The organism is Aliamphritea ceti (genome assembly GCF_024347215.1).
GTDB lineage: Bacteria > Pseudomonadota > Gammaproteobacteria > Pseudomonadales > Balneatricaceae > Amphritea > Amphritea ceti.
Genome location: NZ_AP025282.1, coordinates 3,364,174 through 3,381,274 on the forward strand (window position 1 = coordinate 3,364,174; position 17,101 = coordinate 3,381,274).

Here is a 17,101-nt window from a genome sequence, read left to right on the forward strand (position 1 = left end):
ACTTGGAATCATAAGCACACACTAACAAAGATTGGAAAGACGACGTCTGAAATCAGAACTTATTTCTAATGATTCAGACTTATTCGCAACCTTCCTCGTCGATTAACCTTTGTGCACCATCCCCGTTTTCATGCAGGATATCATCAGGATTAAGTAAGTGGCATTTCTTCATACTCAAACATCCGCAACCAATACAACCTGTTAAATTATCCCTTAAAGATTGTATTTGTCTCATTTTACTATCGAGATCTTTTTGCCATTTCCTGGCGACTCGCTCCCAATCTCTCTTAGTAGGAGTTTTGTCCATTGGCAGGCTTGCTAGCTCAAACGTAATTTCTTCAAGAGTAAAGCCGACAGACTGGGCAACCTGAATTAATGCAATCCTTCTCAACATAGAAGCATTGTATCTGCGTTGATTACCATTCGTTCGCCTGGAATGAATCAAACCTTTAGTTTCGTAAAACCGCAGTGCAGACGTTGCGACACCACTTCGTTCAGATAGCTGACCAACAGTAAAATTATTGTTATTTATCATGGCTTTAAATTAAATATCGAGCGTAAATTAATATATAAAACTAAGGTGTTGACTTAAAGTTAACTTTAACAATTATACTGCGCACCTGATTACAAGACAACGCGAAGCAGGTTCATGAAATATCTAAATTTAACAAACAGTCCTACGTTCAAATTTAAAGCGCTACAAAATTGCATTTTAAAAATAGGCGTCGTAGCAGCAATAACGACAACTACGTTTAACGCGATCGCTCAGGAGAGCCCAATGACTTCAACAGTAGAAACAACTATCTTGAATCCAGAGGGTTTATATAACCCAGAGCCTTATGGTTTTAGCCATGTGGTTATTTCCAAAGGAGGAAACAGCATTGTTCACCTTGCTGGCCAGGGAGGTGAAGACAAAGAAGGTAAGCTATCTCCGGAGTTTGCTAAGCAGGTCGAACAAGCCTATAAAAATTTGAGCATAGCGCTTGAAGCTGCCAAAGCGAAGCCAAACCAAGTAGCAAAATTAACTACCTATGTTGTAAATTACGATCAGTCGATGCTTGATGTAATGACATTACATGTGCGTACAACCTTTGGTAAGACACTTCCGGCGCAGTCTCTGGTTCCTGTCCCAAGATTAGCGATAGATGGCATGCTATTCGAAGTCGATGCTGTGGCTATTATTGATTAAATAGCCAGATGTAAAGGGATGTTAAGGGGCCTTATATCCCCTTAACAAATTTTGAAAACTGCTTACAACGTACTACTGTATCTGCCGTTAAAAGAGTTCAGTAATTAAATCCGCAAACCGCCATCCATTTCTATAATCCGGCCAGTAAAGAAATCGTTCTCAATTATGTACTGCAGTGTATGGGCCATTTCTTCTACTTCACCCAAACGGCGTAATGGAACTGCCTGAACCATACGCTCGACGGCTTCCGGCTTCATTTGTGCAGTCATATCTGTGGCGATGACACCCGGTGCAATACCGCCCACCCGAATACCATGACGGGCCAGTTCGCCCGACCAGGTAACAACCATAGTCGCGACAGATGCTTTAGTGGCTGAGTAATTGGTTTGCCCCATGTTACCGGCGCGGGAGACAGAGGATATATTCACAATCACCCCGCCTTCGCCCTGCACAGCCATAATTGCTGCTGCTTCACGGGTACACAGAAAAGTACCGGTCACGTTTACATCAAATACTGAACGGAACTGATCCAGCCCCATTTTGGCCTGCAGCTCACCATCTTTTACTTTTATGAGCATGCCATCACGCATCAGGCCGGCGTTATTCACTAACCCGTGCACGCCGCCGCAGGTTTCTTTGATCTGTTCGAAAGTTGCTTCAACGGCTGCCTCATTGGTGATGTCGCACACAAAAGCATGCGCACTGCCGCCTAAACTGCGGCATTCTGATACCGCACTGTCTAATACACCCGCATCCAGATCGATCAGCGCCAGTATGCCCCCTTGCTCTGCAAGATGACGCGCCATTGCTAACCCCAGGCCACGGCCACCGCCGGTAATTACAAACACTTTGTCTTTTATCTGCATGACATTTGTCTCTTATATATTTCTGTTACGTCTCTTAGCTTCGTTCTGACTGCTTATCTATTCCACAATGCCCTGAATCAAATCATGCCGGTACGCTGCATGATGTCGGTTATTTCACCAAGGATGCTTTCATCATCGATAGTTGAAGGCATTTTATAGTCCTGGTTGGCAGCAATTTTACGCAAAATAGCCCGCAGGATTTTACCCGATCGGGTTTTAGGCAAGCGCTGTACAACAACCGCCTTACGGAAGCAGGCAAGCGCGCCAACCTGATCTCTGACCATTTGCACTAACTCGGCCTCCAGTACTTCAGGGTCTATATCCACATCTGCTTTGAGTACCACTAACCCCACTGGCAACTGACCTTTCAGGGTGTCCTGCATGCCGATGACGGCACACTCAGCGACAGCATGGTGAGCGGATACCACTTCTTCCATTTCACCGGTGGATAAGCGATGCCCGGATACATTGATCACATCATCGGTCCGGCCAGTAATGTAGACATAGCCTTCGTCATCTTTAAAACCGCCATCACCGGTGTGGTAGAAACCCGGAAAAGCAGTCAGATAGGAATCGGTGAAGCGCTGCGGCTGGTTCCAGATATCCCAGGCAACGCCTGGTGGCATCGGTAAGCTAACAACGATATTGCCGGTTTTATTAGCTTCAACCGGTTGACCTGCCCCGTCGACCACCTGAATGTCATAGCCAGGAATAGGTTTGTTGGTCGAACCTAAACGAGATGCTGAAGGATTATTCCAGCCCATCATAGGTGAGGTCATTGGCCAGCCGGTTTCGGTCTGCCACCAGTGATCAATCACCGGTACGCCAAGTAAATCATCCAGCCAGTGATAGGTAGATGAATCCAGCTTTTCGCCAGCCACAAATAAACGTTTCAGGCTACTCAGATCATATTCTTTGCTTAACAGGCCTTCGGAATCTTCCTTACGAACGGCACGGAATGCGGTTGGGGCGCAGAACATGGCATTGACACCGTATTCACTGATCACCCGCCAAAACGCGCCAGCATCCGGCGTACGAATAGGTTTACCTTCATAGAAAATTGCGCTGCAGCCGCCCATTAGCGGGCCATAAACAATGAACGAGTGGCCAACTACCCAGCCAATATCCGATGCGCCCCACCAGACATCTCCGGACTGCATACCATAGACATTATGCAACGCATAATTCAGCGCAACCGCATGACCACCATTATCCCGAACGATACCTTTTGGTGCGCCAGTAGTACCCGAGGTATAGAGAATATACAGAGGATCTTTACCCTGAACCGGTACGCAGTCCGCCGGTTCTGCGCCTTGCTGACATGCATACCAGTCAAGATCCCGTTGATCATCCATGTCAGCCTGTAACATCGGCCGCTGGCAAACCAGTGTATGCAAAGGTTTATGCTGTGCCAGCGCAACCGCTTTATCCACCAAGGGTTTATAAGCAATCAGCTTATCGAATTCGATGCCGCAGGAAGCCGTAAGGATCAGCTTTGGTTTGGCATCATCAATACGTATTGCCAGTTCATTCGGTGCGAAACCACCAAACACAACGGAATGCACAGCACCTAAACGCGCACAGGCCAGCATGGCAACCGCGGCTTCCGGAATCATCGGCATATAAATAACAACGGTATCGCCTTTTTCGACACCCAGACCTTTAAGTGTGCCGGCGAAAAGCGCTACCTGCTGATGGAGTTCACGAAAGCTAATGGCCTGCTTAACATCACTGGCAGGCGAATCGTAATACAGTGCCACCTGATCGCCCCGGGTTTCCAGATGCTGATCCAGCGCCAGATAACATGAGTTCAGTTCGCCATCCGGATACCAGCGATGGCTGCCGTTTGGCAAAGCTTCAAGAGTGGTCTGCGGCGGCTTGAACCAGTTAATATTACCCGCCTGCTCCGCCCAGTAGGCTTCCGGATTCTGCTGGGCTGCCTGATACTGCAGCGCATAATCTGCTTGCTGATTTGCCATTAATCACTCCATGAAGCCCATAGCACGCCATCGGTCAGAACAGACCGGAAAAAAGGGCTTTGTTATTTTTATTGGTAGCCAGTTCGCCAGCTCTGGAGCTGACAAACAAACAGGTTATTTTCAGACGCAGTGATTACTGGTCCTGATAGAGCTTAAGTACACTGGAAAAATCCATTCCGCCGTTACCTTTAGACTTATGCAGACTGAACAATGCCCGGGCCTGTGATCCCATCGGCACTGGCGACTCACTCAGTTGGCTAAGCCCCATTGCCAGACCTAAATCTTTGTACATCAGATCAACCTGAAAACCGCCCTGATAATCATTGGAAGAAGGTACGTTTTCCATCACACCCGGCACAGGGTTATATACATTCAGTGCCCAGTTACCGCCAGAGCTCTGCTTCATGATTTCTGACAGCACCGCCGGATCAAGGCCGTTCTTCATGCCCATATTCAGTGCTTCACAAGTACCTGTCATCAGTACTGCCAACAGCATATTGTTACAGGCTTTTGCGATCTGACCGGCACCATGATCACCGGCATGGAAAATATTCTTCCCCATGCAATCCAGCACCGGCTTTGCCCGGGCAAACTCCTGCTCAGAGCCACCAACCATAAAGGCCAGCGTACCGGCAACCGCCCCGCCGACACCACCGGAAACCGGTGCATCGATAAAGCTTAAACCGCGTTCAGCAGCTGCGGCTGCGGCTTTTTTAGCCGTTGCTGCATCAATCGTCGATGAGTCAATAATCAATGCAGAGTTAGAAATAACCTCAAACAGTGGCGTATCGCCGTTCAGATAAACCGCCTCCACATGCTGACCGGCCGGTAACATGGAGATAACAAACTCACTGTCACGGGCTGCTTCTGCAGCGGTTCCCATGACATTACAACCCTGTTCAGCGGCAGCCGTTAATGCGGCTTCTGAAAGGTCGAAAACTTTAACCTGATGGCCGGCCTTCGCCAGGTTAGCTGCCATTGGGCCGCCCATATTACCTAAACCAATAAATCCGATTGTTGCCATCTTCCTGTCCTCTTATCGACCTACATTCATAGGTAAAACTGTTGTAATTCTGTTTATAAACCCGCCAGTGGATTCACTTCCCAGGGGCTGGTGAAAAACTCATCCACCAGAGTCTGATCTACATCGGCCAGAGTATTAAATGTCCATTGTGGGGCTCCGTCTTTATCCACCAGCAAAGCCCTGACACCTTCCGGAAATTCGCGGTGACGGCAGCATTGCACCGACAACGCCAGTTCTTGCTGAAATACTTCTTTAAGGGATAAGTGCCGGCAACGCTGCAACTGACGTGCGATCAGGTTAATTGCCAGCGGGCTACCATGACTGATCGCCTGTTGGGCCCGTAACAACCATTTATCTTCGGTTTCCAGTGTCTGCAGAGCAGTCACTATGTCGGCAACAGAATCCTGATCCATCAGGCGGTTAATAACTTCGAAATGCTCCTGAACGGGAGAATCTGCCTGCCAGTCGGCCAGAGAGTTCTGTTCCAGATGACGCAGTACCGAAGCCACAACGCTCTGATGATTGCCCTGCCAGTTAGCATTGCAAAGATCATCCAGTAACTGCTGGCGACACTCACTGGCAATAAACCGATCTGCCAGACCTAAAAACAGTGCATCAGCAGCATTCATCGAATTGCCGGTTAAACCCAGAAACAATCCGGTTTTCCCGGGCATACGGTTAAGGAACCAACTGCCACCAACATCCGGATACAGGCCAATAGTCACTTCAGGCATTGCCAGCCGGCTACGCTCTGTCACGACCCTATGGCTACAACCGCTCATCAGCCCCATACCACCGCCCATGACGATGCCATGACCCCAGCAGATCAGCGGCTTGCTATAGCTATGTAACAGATAATCCAGACGATATTCCTGAGTAAAAAAGTGCTCGGGGAAATACGCATCGCCATCACCTGTCATCGACTTATACAGATTGACTACATCACCACCGGCACAAAAAGCCTTTTCGCCAGCACCATCCAGCAGCACACAAACAATGCTATTATCCTGCTGCCAGTTCTGCAGTTGCTCCAGCATCAGTTCGATCATGTCCAGCGTAAGGGCATTAAGAGAACGTTCGGCATTCAGGGTCATCTGGCCAATTTTATGGCCTGAAGCGGTGGTCAGTTCGTTAAACAATACACAGCTCATGCGTATTTCCTTATTTATTCAACCAGGTCGGTTTACGCTTCTCCAGAAAGGCATTCACGCCTTCGCTCTGATCTTCAGTGAAGAACAGGTCGACAAACAATTCACGTTCCAGAATGTAACCCTGATCCCAGTGATTAGAGCGGTTGTTCTGAATCAGCTGTTTACAGGCAGCAACTGCTGTCGGGCTCTGTTCAGCCACTTTCTCAGCTATTGCCAGTGCAGCCTCAAGTGACTGACCTTGCTCAACCACTTCTTCAACTAGGCCTATCTGCAGCGCTTTGTCAGCCTTCAGCCGTTCACCACATAGAATCATTCGCTTCGTCCAGCCTTCACCGACCAGCATAGTCAGATTCTGGGTACCACCTGCACAAGGCAACAGGCCGACTTTCGCCTCTGGCAATGCCATCTGTGCCTGAGCTTCAGCAATTCGGATATCGCAGGCCAGCGCCACTTCTAAACCGCCACCCATGGCAAAACCATTAATAGCTGCAATAGAAACACCGCGAAAGCGGCTCAGAGTCTCGAAGGCTTCACCAAAATATCGCGCCATGTCCCGCGCGATACTTCTGTCGCCTTCAGCAAACAGTTTCAGATCAGCACCGGCGGAGAAGAACTTATCCCCCTGCCCGGTAATGACCAGACTATAAATCTGCTTATCCTGATTCAGATCTTCCACCAGCTGTTTCAGCCCTTTGAGGCTATCTGCCGTCCAAGTATTCGCCGGTGGATTATTCATGGTCAGTACGGCGATATTGCCGCGCTTTTCCAGCACCAGAGCATCAGTCATCATGATCTTCCTTATGCCTAATCAGTTCAGACAATCGCTGCTGCATCTTCGACTAACAGCCGACGGGCGATTATCACATTCATAATTTCGTTGGTCCCTTCCAGAATCCGGTGTACACGGTTATCCCGTACATACCGCTCCAGCGGGTATTCCTTGATATAACCATTGCCGCCAAAAATCTGCAGGGCTTCATCCGCAACCCGGAAACCAACATCCGTCGCAAAACGTTTTGCCATTGCGCAGTAAGTAGTTTTATCCGGATGACTCGCATCCAACCTGGCCGCCGCCATACGTACCATTTGCCGGGCAGCCACTAATTCAGTACTGGATTCGGCCAGCTTGAACTGCAACGCCTGGAAATTCGCTAACGGCTGGCTGAACTGTTTACGTTCATGCATGTAATCCCGCGCCTGATTCAGTGCCTGCTGCGCTGTACCCACAGAGCAAGTAGCGATGTTCACCCGGCCACCATCTAAACCACGCATGGCAATTTTAAAACCATCTCCCGGCTTACCCAGCATCGCGGTAGCTGAAACCCGCACATCACTGAAACTGATCATCCGGGTTGGTTGGCTATTCCAGCCCATTTTGTCTTCTTTACGTCCATACTCGATGCCTTCAGCATGAGCATCTACCGCAAAGGCCGAAATGCCTCCGGCACCCTCTCCGCCGGTGCGCGCCATCACCACCAGACAATCAGTGCTACCGGCACCAGAGATAAATATCTTGCTGCCATTAAGAATGTAATCACTGCCTTCCAGACGCGCAGTGGTCTTCAAATGCGCAGCGTCAGAACCAGCATTCGGTTCAGTCAGGCAGTAGGAGCCAAGCTTCTGGCCGGATGTCAGATCCGGGCACCATTGCTGACGGGTATCTTCATTACCAAACTCACTGATCATCCAGGCCACCATATTGTGAATGGTGAGATAAGCAGTGGTTGACGTGCAGCCCATCGCCAGCTGCTCGAAAATGATACTGGCGTCTAACCGAGAAAGCCCCAGGCCACCAACATCTTCATGACTGTATAAACCGCAAAAGCCCAGTTCTCCGGCGGCCCGTATAACATCGACCGGAAAGATCTGTTGCTGATCCCATTCTCCGGCATGAGGTTGCAATTCATTTTCTGCAAACGCTTTGGCCATTTCGCTGAAGGCCAACTGATCTTCGTTCAGTTCAAAATCCATTGCTCACCCCTTCTTTCGCTATCATCTTTCTCTGCATCTTTATGCTCTTAATCGACCGGTTCAGAGCTAGCCCCTGAACCGGCCAGAACATCAGCGCAGGTTGATACTGGTATTCACACCGGTATCAATATCATCCTCAAACCAACGGGCGGTTACTGTCTTGGTTTCGGTATAGAAACGCACCGCCTGCTTACCATAGGCGTGCTGATCACCGTAGAACGATTTACGCCAGCCCGTGAACGAAAACATAGGCAGAGGCACAGGCACCGGCACGTTGATACCTACCTGACCGACTTTGATTTCATGCTGATATTTGCGTGCAGCAGCACCGGACGCCGTAAACATGGAGGTACCATTGCCATACGGGTTGTTATTGATCAGTTCAATGGCTTCATCCAGCGTATCCACTTCCAGCGCGATCAGTACCGGGCCAAAGATCTCTTCGGTATAGATAGACATATCCGTTGTGACATTGCGGAACATAGTCGGTCCAACCCAGTTACCATCCGGGAAGCCTTCAACAACACATTCAGAACCATCGAGAATACAGTCGGCACCTGCATCTTTACCCTGACGGATGAAGTCGAGAATACGTGCCTTAGCCTGCGGGTTAATCTGCGGACCATAACCGGCATCAGGATCATTCCAGGCACCGGGACGCACCTTCGCCAGCGCATCACGCACTTCAGGAATCCATTCGCGGGATTTACCCACAAACACAGCGACAGAAATCGCCATACAACGCTGCCCCGCCGCGCCGACAGAAGCACCTGCAATATTATTTATGACTTGCTGTTTCTGTGCATCTGGCATGACCACCATATGATTTTTGGCACCGGCAAATGCCTGCACACGTTTCATATGATCGGTACCGGTACGGTAAATATGTTCACCAACATTCACAGAACCAACAAAGGAAATCGCCGGCGTATCTTTATGCGTCAGTAACTGATTAACCACATCTTTAGTGCCATGCAGTACTTGCAGCAGACCATCCGGTGCACCGGCCTCTTTAAACAGTTCAGCCAGGCGCATTGGCGTCAGCGGGTCCTGTTCAGAAGGTTTCAGGACAAAAGTGTTACCGCAGGCAATTGCCATCGGGAACATCCACAATGGGATCATTGCCGGAAAGTTAAACGGGGTAATACCAACACACACACCTAATGGCTGAGTAATGCTGTAGCAGTCAATCTTACGGGCAACGTTTTCGACGGTTTCACCCATGCTCAGTGACGCAATATTGCAGGCATGTTCAACAACTTCTATGCCACGCCACACATCACCTTTCGCATCTTCAAAAGTCTTGCCGGTTTCCTGAGACAGCAGTGTAGCTATCTCATCATGATTCTCTTTTAGCAATGCCTGATAACGCAGCATCAGCCGGGCACGTTCACCTACCGGTGTCTCTTTCCAGGTAGCAAAGGCATTTCGGGCCGCTGCAATTGCCTGTTCAACTTCTTCTTCAGTTGCACAAGGTACCTGTGCCAGCACTTCCTGAGTTGCCGGATTAGTCACCGGAATCCACTCATTCGCACGGCTGGAAACCAATTCACCATTAATAAGCAGTGGGACTTGCTGAGTCATTCTAATCACCTTTAACTCTTGTTATTGAGTTCTTGTTATTGGTCATATCGTTGCCTGTTTCGCTTACATACCGAAGCAAGGTACTGATTCGATTAAAGCACAGCTCAGCAATTGCAAGGATTGATAAAGTTGCTGACTTAATGGATTATATTGCTAACAAATAAGTAATTACCCTTATATCTTAGTCTAACCTTATCCTAACTTCCGGAGTAAGTCATGAGTACGCCTTCAAACTGGCCACTTGATACAGCAAGCATTCGCTTTGTCTTACCCCATAAAATTATTCGTATGCTGAATGAACACCCACTGACTTCACAGCTGTACCCTCTGGGAGCTGGCTATTATCAAGAAGCCACAGGCCATCAGATGCAACGTAAAGAACACGATGATGACCTGATCATTTACTGTCTTGAAGGCACGGGTAAACTAACCGTTGATGGACGTATATGGCGTATAAAAGCTGGGGATCTGATTATTTTGCCCCGCGGACAGGCGCACCATTACGCCTCCGACCAGGATCATCCGTGGAGTATTTACTGGAGCCATTTCTCAGGCAGTGAAAGTAGCGAGTTCATTCGTTTAATCAGTGAAAAGCGTCACCGGCCTGTGGTGCACCTTGGTATTCACAGTAAACTGATCAGCGACTTTCAGGCGCTGCTGGATGCCAGACAAACTCAGTACCACCTGAATACATATCTGCATGCGGCCAACCAGCTTCGCCAGATACTGACACATATTGCTGTATTGCTGCCGCTGAGCCGCGGGCAAGCACACGCCGCTGAAGGCTTTGATCTGGAAAAGGTACACAGCCTGATGCAGGCACGTTTACATGAACAGCTGGATCTGGATACGCTGGCTGCGAGTGTGAATCTGTCAAAGTATCATTTCATCAAAAAATACAAAGAGCTGACCGACACCACCCCCATTAGCCACTTTATCCATCTGAAGATAGAGCGTGCCTGCCAGCTACTCGACAGTAGCCACAAAGCCGTCACAGAAATTGCGCTGCAACTGGGCTATGAAGATGCATATTATTTTTCGAGGGTATTTAAAAAAGTGATGGGCATATCACCCAGCCAGTACCGCAAACTGCAAACCGGTGCCTGGGCTTATCCAAACTTTAGTTAGTCAGGAATGAGAGAAATAATAGAATTTAATAAACAGATTAAACGAAAACAGACCTGTATCAGGCCTGTTTAGATTGAGCGGCTTCACTTTCCGCAAAAGTAGCATAACGGTTACGGCCATTACTTTTAGCAAAATACAGCGCTTTATCCGCCTGAGATAACAGTCCCTGACTGGTACTGCCATTAAACTGACTGGAACTGATGCCGATGCTCGCCGTAATATAAGGCTTAATCGGCGAAAAGGCATGTTCTAGTGCAGCTTCTGCAAGCGCATTAATGATATCACTGGAAATTTTTTCAGCGCCTTCAAGGGATGTATTTGGCAGTAATATAACAAACTCCTCTCCCCCAAAACGGGCAACAAGATCTGCTGGCCGGTGAAGCTGCCCTTTCAGTACAGCACTGAATTCTTTCAGGCAAACATCGCCCCGCTGATGACCATAGTTATCGTTATACGGCTTAAACTGATCGATATCGATAAACAGAACACAGAGCTCTGTTTTTTCCCGCTGATGCAGCTTCCAGGCGCGCTGTAACGACTCATCAAGGCCACGGCGGTTTACAACATCAGTAAGAGGATCAATATGTGTCAGTTTCATCAACTGGTGATTAGCTTCATCAAGATCTGCCTTCATTTGCGCAATACGCGCCATCGCACGAATCTTTGCGCCCAGAACAATAGGATTAATAGGTTTAGTCAGGTAATCATCACCGCCGGCGTCAATCGCATCTGCCAGATGCTGATCATCGCTCTTACCTGTAAGGAAAATAATCGGAATCCAGTTGTCTCCCAAATGACGTCGTATCTGCCTTGTCAGGGTAAACCCATCTACCTTAGGCATTTCGACATCCATCAGGATGAGGTCAATATCAACTGTATTAAGAATTGTTTTAGCTTCTTTCGCACCACTGGCCAGAAAAGGTGTATCACCGGCATCAAGGATAATGGACTCAAGTAACTCTCTGACTAGCTTCGTATCATCTACAACTAAAATCTGCATTCAACAGCCCAGTGCAATACAACCAAAATGATAACTTCGTACAACATAACTTCGGGCTACTACTGGCACATTCCCGTTGCCGTTATACGCCTAAAACATTCTCAGTTCAGACATTGTGTTTACTGCAAGCAACTCATTAGACATATAAACACATAAAACTATAAACAAGCCTGATCAAGACTAATTGATACGTAATGAAAAAGCTAATGAGCTACAACGAACCTGCGCTACAGACATATCAATCTGGTTAGTTCTGCTGGCGTAGCTCAAGAAAACATACCGAAAACAATCCGTTTCAATCTTCCCCCGATCAATACCCCTTAGCTGACTGCTTACTCAAACCTCAAGCAAGTTAAGTAGCAGCGGTCTCTAACAAGGTTATAACCGGGAATCATGACAGAATCACAACAGCAAGCTTCTCAAAAAAATAATCCGTCCCTGGATTCAAAGGTGAGAAGAAACTGGAAAAAACGATTAATAATCAGCCCTGCTTTTCAGCAAGCCTGCGTCGCCGCTCTTCAGACTTAGCGACTTTACTGCGACGCATTGCCAATTTTATAACCAGGAAGCCTGTAATAGCTGATAGCACAGACGCAAGCAGGATACCCAAACGTTCATCGATCAGCATATTGATACCGCTTTCTTCGAATGCCAGCGAACCAATAAACAGACTCATGGTAAAGCCCACCCCGCAAAGTATCGAGACACCATACAGACTGAGTAAGTCCATACCTTTAGGCAGCTCAATCCGGGTGAAACGCACCACCAGATAGCTGAAACCGAATACACCTACCTGCTTACCCACGAACAGTCCTGCTGCAATGCCAAGTGTCACCGGATGCATTAAAGATTCGATACTGATAGTGGATAAGTTTAACCCCGCATTCGCAAAGGCAAACACCGGTAAAATCATAAATGCTACAGTCGGATGCAGACTGTGCTCCAGATGCCGAACCGGCGAATGACGTCGGTTTTTGCTATCCCGCATAGGAATAAAGAATGCCAGTACAACCCCTGCAAGGGTGGCGTGAACACCGGACTTAAGTAACGCAGTCCAGAGTATTAAACCAACCACCATGTAGGCAGGAATATCACTGATCCCACGATAATTAAGAGCACACAGCAGGACAACACAGCCCGCAACCACCGCCAGCGCCACCGGATCAATACTCTCGGTGTAAAACACGGCAATGATCAGAATCGCGCCAATATCATCAATAATGGCTAAGGTGACCAGAAACAGCTTAATAGAAGCAGGTACAGACTTGCCCAGTAATGCTAAAACCCCTAAGGCGAATGCAATATCTGTAGCAGCAGGAATCGCCCAGCCTGCAGTGAACTCAGGCGATGAAGATGTGAAACTCAGATAAATCAGTGCCGGCACCAACATACCGCCAACAGCACCTGCAAACGGTAAAGCAACCAGTGAGGGTTTGGCGAGCTCACCCTCCAGTATTTCACGTTTAAGTTCTAATCCAACCAGGAAAAAGAACACCGCCATCAGACCATCGTTGATCCACAACAACAATGGCTTCTCAATGGAAAAGTTACCTAATGAAACCCCTGCAATCAGATGAATCAGCAAGTCGTAGTATTCTGCCAATGGGCTATTTGCAATCACTAAAGCAACTGCCGTCGCAAACATCAGTAAAATACCACCAGCGGCCTCGCGCTGCAGAAATTTACGTAAAGTTGTCATTCTCTCTCTCCATAGAAACCAGCTCCAACTAATCAGGATATTTCTATTCAAACTAGTTTAGCTGGCCAAGTCCTTTTTAATTTAATAGGCTAACAACGAAGATAAAAACTGATTATTTCTACCTTAAGCATCGATTAAACCGAATGATAACCAACATAAACTACAATCATTTTTACTACTTTTGGGTCGTCAGCAACGCAGGAAGTATAGCAAAAGCCAGTAAAATCCTGCATTTGACGCCTCAAACCATCAGTGCGCAAATCTCCATGCTGGAGCAGCGTCTGGACAAAAAACTCTTTATTCGCGAAGGTCGACAGCTCACCCTTAGCGATTATGGCCGTGTTACTAAACAATATGCCGATGATATGTTTGCCATCGCCGAAGAATGGCTGGAAACCTCACAAGGCAACGACACTTACATAAAAACACTGAAAGTAGGTATTTCTGATGCCTTGCCAAAGTCACTGGTGACTAAATGGCTGGCTCCCATAATTCACTCAGACAGCAACATTAAACTGACCTGCATCGACGGAAAACAGGAAGAGCTTCTCAGCCAGTTAGCCATTCATAAGCTTGACCTGCTACTCACCGACACGCCTTCCGATAACAGCTATAACCTGAAAGTGTTTTGCCATGAAATCGGCAAAAGTAACATTGGACTTTATGCTCGACATGCTCACGCACGGGAGTTACAGGCAAACTTTCCTCACAGCCTGAACCAGCAACCTATGGTGCTACCTGGCAAAGACAGCCCTACCAGCCGGGCCATCGAGTACTGGTTAAATGAGCAAAATCTAAATGTCAGTATTGTCAGCCACGTAGACGACAGCGCGCTGATGAAAGCCTTTGGTAAAGAAGGTCTGGGAATTTTCCCTGCTCCTTTACTGATCAAAGATGATGTAGAGAGCAGCCATGAAGTAAGCCTGATTGGCCAGGTAAATAATGTGTATCAATCCTACTATCTGATCACCCCGCAACGACTGGTCAGCGATACGTTTTCTACCCGTTTACTGGAGCAAGCCAGGATGGGCGAAAACATTGAATAGCAGGTGTATTAGCCCTCCCCAAATAACAACAGTTTAAAAACTTTACTGTGAAATTTGCCAGTTATCAGAGCCGGTCTATACTTACTCCTAGCGAAAAGCTACCCGTCAGAGCCTCCGTGCACACTCATCTCAGACGAGTAGCTTTTCGCTTTTTACATCGCCTCTCTGATCAAGCCAGCTTTTCAATTCAATGCCTCATTGAACTAGCGAATATAACCCGCCGTAAATCATCAGCGTTTATTCTTGCAGATATAAAAAACGCCCCACAGGGCGTTATTTATTCACTTAATTCAGATCAGTTACACATTTCTATAGCGACAGCAGTGGCCTCACCACCACCGATACAAAGTGATGCCACACCGCGCTGTAAGCCTTTTTGCTGCAAGGCATAGAGTAAGGTCACCAGAATTCGAGAGCCCGACGAACCTATTGGATGCCCCAGAGCACAGGCACCACCGTGTACATTAACCTTACTACTGTCCAGCCCCAGTTCCTGACATGCCAGCATAGTGACCACGGCAAATGCTTCATTGATCTCATACAGATCAACTTCACCTTTCGCCCAGCCACTTCGATCCAACACCTTCTGAATTGCACCAATTGGTGCAATCGTAAACTCTTCCGGTAACTGAGCATGGGTTGAATGCGCAACAATTTTAGCCAGCGGCTTTAATCCCTGTGCTTTAGCAGTACTTTCACGCATCAGTACCAGCGCTGAACCACCATCAGAAATGGAACTGGCATTGGCCGCTGTCACTGTGCCCTCTTTGGCAAAGGCTGGCCGCAAACTGCGGATTTTATCTACCCGGGCATTCCCCGGCTGCTCATCAGTATCAACAGTAATATCGCCTTTACGGCTGCTAACTGTTACCGCAGCAATTTCTGCTTTAAAACTGCCATCAACAATTGCCTGATTAGCCTTCTCCAGCGAGTGAATCGCAAAATCATCCATCGCTTCACGGGTCAGACCATACTGATCTGCTGTTTGCTGCGCAAAGTTGCCCATCAGCCCGCCTTCATAAGCATCCTGGAGGCCATCATAAAACATATGATCTAACGCTTGCTGATGCCCCATGCGCATACCGGCACGGGCTTTTGGCAACAGGTAAGGCGACAGGCTCATATTCTCCATGCCACCCGCCACCATGACGTCAACCTGCCCCGCTTTCAGCTGATCATGGGCCAGCATCACAGCTTTCATGCCTGAACCACACATCTTGTTTATGGTGGTAGCGCCGGCTGCATCGACAATTCCCGCTGCCCGGGCTGCCTGACGGGCCGGAGCCTGCCCTAAGCCAGCAGGCAAGACGCAACCCATGATAACCTCATCAACCTGATCTCCGGCAACACCGGCGCGCTGCATAGCAGCCGCAATTGCAGTTGCACAAAGTTGCGGTGCAGGCACCTCACTGAGCGACCCCATCATACCGCCCATCGGGGTACGGGCAGCACCTACAATCACAATCGCGTCATTCTCAACAGTCATACTCAATCCTTCTGTCACCTGGTGGTACATCTAACTTTGCAACCAGACTAAAAATTCTTCTTCACCATCTTCTGGAATTCCCCAACGATACCGCTGCGGAAAGCCAGTACACATACAATAAAGATAGCGCCCATAATAATACTGATGTAATTACCCAGCTCACCACCGGATAAGTAATTCTGAATAGTAACTACAACAGCAGCCCCTACTACCGGACCAAAAATCGTCCCCATTCCACCCAGTAAGGTCATCAGCACCACTTCACCGGACATATGCCAGTGCACATCCGTCAGCGAGGCCAACTGGAATACCAGAGTTTTAGTCGAACCGGCCAGCCCCGCCAGTGCAGACGAAATAATAAACGCGACCCATTTGTAATCATTAACGTTGTAGCCCAAAGAAACAGCTCTTGGTTCATTTTCACGGATCGCCTTTAGTATCTGACCAAATGGCGAATGAATGGTGCGATGAATCAGCCAGAAACCAAATATAAAGATCGCCAGTACAAAGTAATACATCACCATATTGTCAGACAGATCCACCAGGCCAAACAGCATTCCCCGAGGAACACCTTGCAGACCATCTTCACCACCGGTAAACGGAGCCTGTAGGTAGAAGAAGAATGCCAGCTGCGCCAGCGCCAGCGTTACCATCGCAAAATAAATACCTTCACGTTTTACCGCCAGCTTACCGTACACAGCACCTAGTAAGCCCGCCGCCACTGTTCCCGCCAGTATGCCCAACTCCGGTGTAATACCAGTATTCAGCATTAAACTGCCCGTAATATAACCGCCGGTACCGAGAAAAATTGCATGACCAAAAGACAGCAGGCCAACAAAGCCAAGCAGTAAATTAAACGCGCAGGCAAAAAGTGCAAAGCACAGCACCTTCATCAGAAACACCGGATACAGCACTAAAGGCGCCAGCAAAGACAGGCCAAACAGACTCAGATATAACTTATTCACTTTCATCATTCGC

15 protein-coding genes are annotated in these 17,101 nt (G+C 48.1%); 3 read left to right on the forward strand and 12 right to left on the reverse strand.

The genetic code is table 11. The features are described from left to right. Positions 1-79 precede the first annotated feature (79 nt). Positions 80-535 carry a redox-sensitive transcriptional activator SoxR gene (soxR, locus tag OCU49_RS15495; protein WP_261841462.1) on the reverse strand — a complete coding sequence of 152 codons (456 nt, stop codon included), beginning with the start codon at positions 533-535 and terminating at the stop codon, positions 80-82. Between the two features lie 243 nt (positions 536-778). On the opposite strand from soxR, the gene OCU49_RS15500 reads away from it, so the two are divergent. Continuing rightward, a complete protein-coding gene (locus OCU49_RS15500; RefSeq protein WP_261841463.1) occupies positions 779-1,189 on the forward strand; it encodes a RidA family protein in 411 nt (136 codons plus the stop codon). Positions 1,190-1,293: 104 nt separating this feature from the next. Here the strand turns inward: OCU49_RS15500 and OCU49_RS15505 are convergent, their stop codons facing one another. The 7 genes from OCU49_RS15505 to OCU49_RS15535 all read right to left on the reverse strand — a co-directional run bounded on the left by OCU49_RS15505 (position 1,294) and on the right by OCU49_RS15535 (position 9,764). Next, the gene (locus OCU49_RS15505; protein WP_261841464.1) at positions 1,294-2,055 is read right to left on the reverse strand and encodes an SDR family oxidoreductase; all 762 of its coding nucleotides are present in this window, start codon (positions 2,053-2,055) and stop codon (positions 1,294-1,296) included. 77 nt (positions 2,056-2,132) lie between these two features. Further along, positions 2,133-4,034 carry a propionyl-CoA synthetase gene (locus tag OCU49_RS15510; RefSeq protein ID WP_261841465.1) on the reverse strand — a complete coding sequence of 634 codons (1,902 nt, stop codon included), beginning with the start codon at positions 4,032-4,034 and terminating at the stop codon, positions 2,133-2,135. A 133-nt stretch (positions 4,035-4,167) separates the two neighbouring features. Beyond that, positions 4,168-5,058, reverse strand: a complete 891-nt coding sequence (gene mmsB, locus OCU49_RS15515; protein ID WP_261841466.1) for a 3-hydroxyisobutyrate dehydrogenase — start codon at positions 5,056-5,058, stop codon at positions 4,168-4,170. 53 nt (positions 5,059-5,111) lie between these two features. Beyond that, complete coding sequence (locus OCU49_RS15520; RefSeq protein WP_261841467.1) at positions 5,112-6,209, reverse strand: enoyl-CoA hydratase/isomerase family protein; 1,098 nt, start codon at positions 6,207-6,209, stop codon at positions 5,112-5,114. A gap of 10 nt (positions 6,210-6,219) precedes the next feature. After that, positions 6,220-6,996, reverse strand: coding sequence for an enoyl-CoA hydratase (locus OCU49_RS15525; protein WP_261845246.1), 777 nt, complete (start codon positions 6,994-6,996; stop codon positions 6,220-6,222). A 26-nt stretch (positions 6,997-7,022) separates the two neighbouring features. Beyond that, complete coding sequence (locus OCU49_RS15530; protein ID WP_261841468.1) at positions 7,023-8,180, reverse strand: acyl-CoA dehydrogenase family protein; 1,158 nt, start codon at positions 8,178-8,180, stop codon at positions 7,023-7,025. A gap of 90 nt (positions 8,181-8,270) precedes the next feature. Beyond that, on the reverse strand, positions 8,271-9,764 hold the full coding sequence (locus OCU49_RS15535; protein ID WP_261841469.1) for a CoA-acylating methylmalonate-semialdehyde dehydrogenase: 1,494 nt from the start codon (positions 9,762-9,764) through the stop codon (positions 8,271-8,273). A gap of 216 nt (positions 9,765-9,980) precedes the next feature. Here OCU49_RS15535 and OCU49_RS15540 point away from each other — a divergent pair, with 216 nt between their 5' ends. Beyond that, positions 9,981-10,892: an AraC family transcriptional regulator gene (locus tag OCU49_RS15540; RefSeq protein WP_261841470.1), complete on the forward strand. Its 912-nt coding sequence runs from the start codon at positions 9,981-9,983 to the stop codon at positions 10,890-10,892. 58 nt (positions 10,893-10,950) lie between these two features. Here OCU49_RS15540 and OCU49_RS15545 read toward each other — a convergent pair whose 3' ends face one another. Together OCU49_RS15545 and nhaA are read right to left on the reverse strand one after the other, a co-directional pair. Next, positions 10,951-11,892: a GGDEF domain-containing response regulator gene (locus OCU49_RS15545; RefSeq protein ID WP_261841471.1), complete on the reverse strand. Its 942-nt coding sequence runs from the start codon at positions 11,890-11,892 to the stop codon at positions 10,951-10,953. 481 nt (positions 11,893-12,373) lie between these two features. Further along, the gene (gene nhaA / locus OCU49_RS15550; protein WP_261841472.1) at positions 12,374-13,591 is read right to left on the reverse strand and encodes a Na+/H+ antiporter NhaA; all 1,218 of its coding nucleotides are present in this window, start codon (positions 13,589-13,591) and stop codon (positions 12,374-12,376) included. A 143-nt stretch (positions 13,592-13,734) separates the two neighbouring features. On the opposite strand from nhaA, the gene nhaR reads away from it, so the two are divergent. After that, positions 13,735-14,637, forward strand: coding sequence for a transcriptional activator NhaR (gene nhaR / locus OCU49_RS15555; protein WP_261841473.1), 903 nt, complete (start codon positions 13,735-13,737; stop codon positions 14,635-14,637). Between the two features lie 295 nt (positions 14,638-14,932). Here nhaR and OCU49_RS15560 read toward each other — a convergent pair whose 3' ends face one another. Both OCU49_RS15560 and OCU49_RS15565 read right to left on the reverse strand, forming a co-directional pair. Next, a complete protein-coding gene (locus tag OCU49_RS15560; protein ID WP_261841474.1) occupies positions 14,933-16,123 on the reverse strand; it encodes an acetyl-CoA C-acyltransferase in 1,191 nt (396 codons plus the stop codon). Between the two features lie 47 nt (positions 16,124-16,170). Continuing rightward, on the reverse strand, positions 16,171-17,094 hold the full coding sequence (locus OCU49_RS15565) for a branched-chain amino acid ABC transporter permease (RefSeq protein ID WP_261841475.1): 924 nt from the start codon (positions 17,092-17,094) through the stop codon (positions 16,171-16,173). Positions 17,095-17,101: the final 7 nt, after the last annotated feature.

Bases quoted from the DNA above. Each gene is read 5' to 3' on its own strand.
- soxR (WP_261841462.1), bottom strand. From the start codon at position 535: ATGATAAATAACAATAATTTTACTGTTGGTCAGCTATCTGAACGAAGT.
- OCU49_RS15500 (WP_261841463.1), top strand. From the start codon at position 779: ATGACTTCAACAGTAGAAACAACTATCTTGAATCCAGAGGGTTTATAT.
- OCU49_RS15505 (WP_261841464.1), bottom strand. From the start codon at position 2,055: ATGCAGATAAAAGACAAAGTGTTTGTAATTACCGGCGGTGGCCGTGGC.
- OCU49_RS15510 (WP_261841465.1), bottom strand. From the start codon at position 4,034: ATGGCAAATCAGCAAGCAGATTATGCGCTGCAGTATCAGGCAGCCCAG.
- mmsB (WP_261841466.1), bottom strand. From the start codon at position 5,058: ATGGCAACAATCGGATTTATTGGTTTAGGTAATATGGGCGGCCCAATG.
- OCU49_RS15520 (WP_261841467.1), bottom strand. From the start codon at position 6,209: ATGAGCTGTGTATTGTTTAACGAACTGACCACCGCTTCAGGCCATAAA.
- OCU49_RS15525 (WP_261845246.1), bottom strand. From the start codon at position 6,996: ATGACTGATGCTCTGGTGCTGGAAAAGCGCGGCAATATCGCCGTACTG.
- OCU49_RS15530 (WP_261841468.1), bottom strand. From the start codon at position 8,180: ATGGATTTTGAACTGAACGAAGATCAGTTGGCCTTCAGCGAAATGGCC.
- OCU49_RS15535 (WP_261841469.1), bottom strand. From the start codon at position 9,764: ATGACTCAGCAAGTCCCACTGCTTATTAATGGTGAATTGGTTTCCAGC.
- OCU49_RS15540 (WP_261841470.1), top strand. From the start codon at position 9,981: ATGAGTACGCCTTCAAACTGGCCACTTGATACAGCAAGCATTCGCTTT.
- OCU49_RS15545 (WP_261841471.1), bottom strand. From the start codon at position 11,892: ATGCAGATTTTAGTTGTAGATGATACGAAGCTAGTCAGAGAGTTACTT.
- nhaA (WP_261841472.1), bottom strand. From the start codon at position 13,591: ATGACAACTTTACGTAAATTTCTGCAGCGCGAGGCCGCTGGTGGTATT.
- nhaR (WP_261841473.1), top strand. From the start codon at position 13,735: ATGATAACCAACATAAACTACAATCATTTTTACTACTTTTGGGTCGTC.
- OCU49_RS15560 (WP_261841474.1), bottom strand. From the start codon at position 16,123: ATGACTGTTGAGAATGACGCGATTGTGATTGTAGGTGCTGCCCGTACC.
- OCU49_RS15565 (WP_261841475.1), bottom strand. From the start codon at position 17,094: ATGAAAGTGAATAAGTTATATCTGAGTCTGTTTGGCCTGTCTTTGCTG.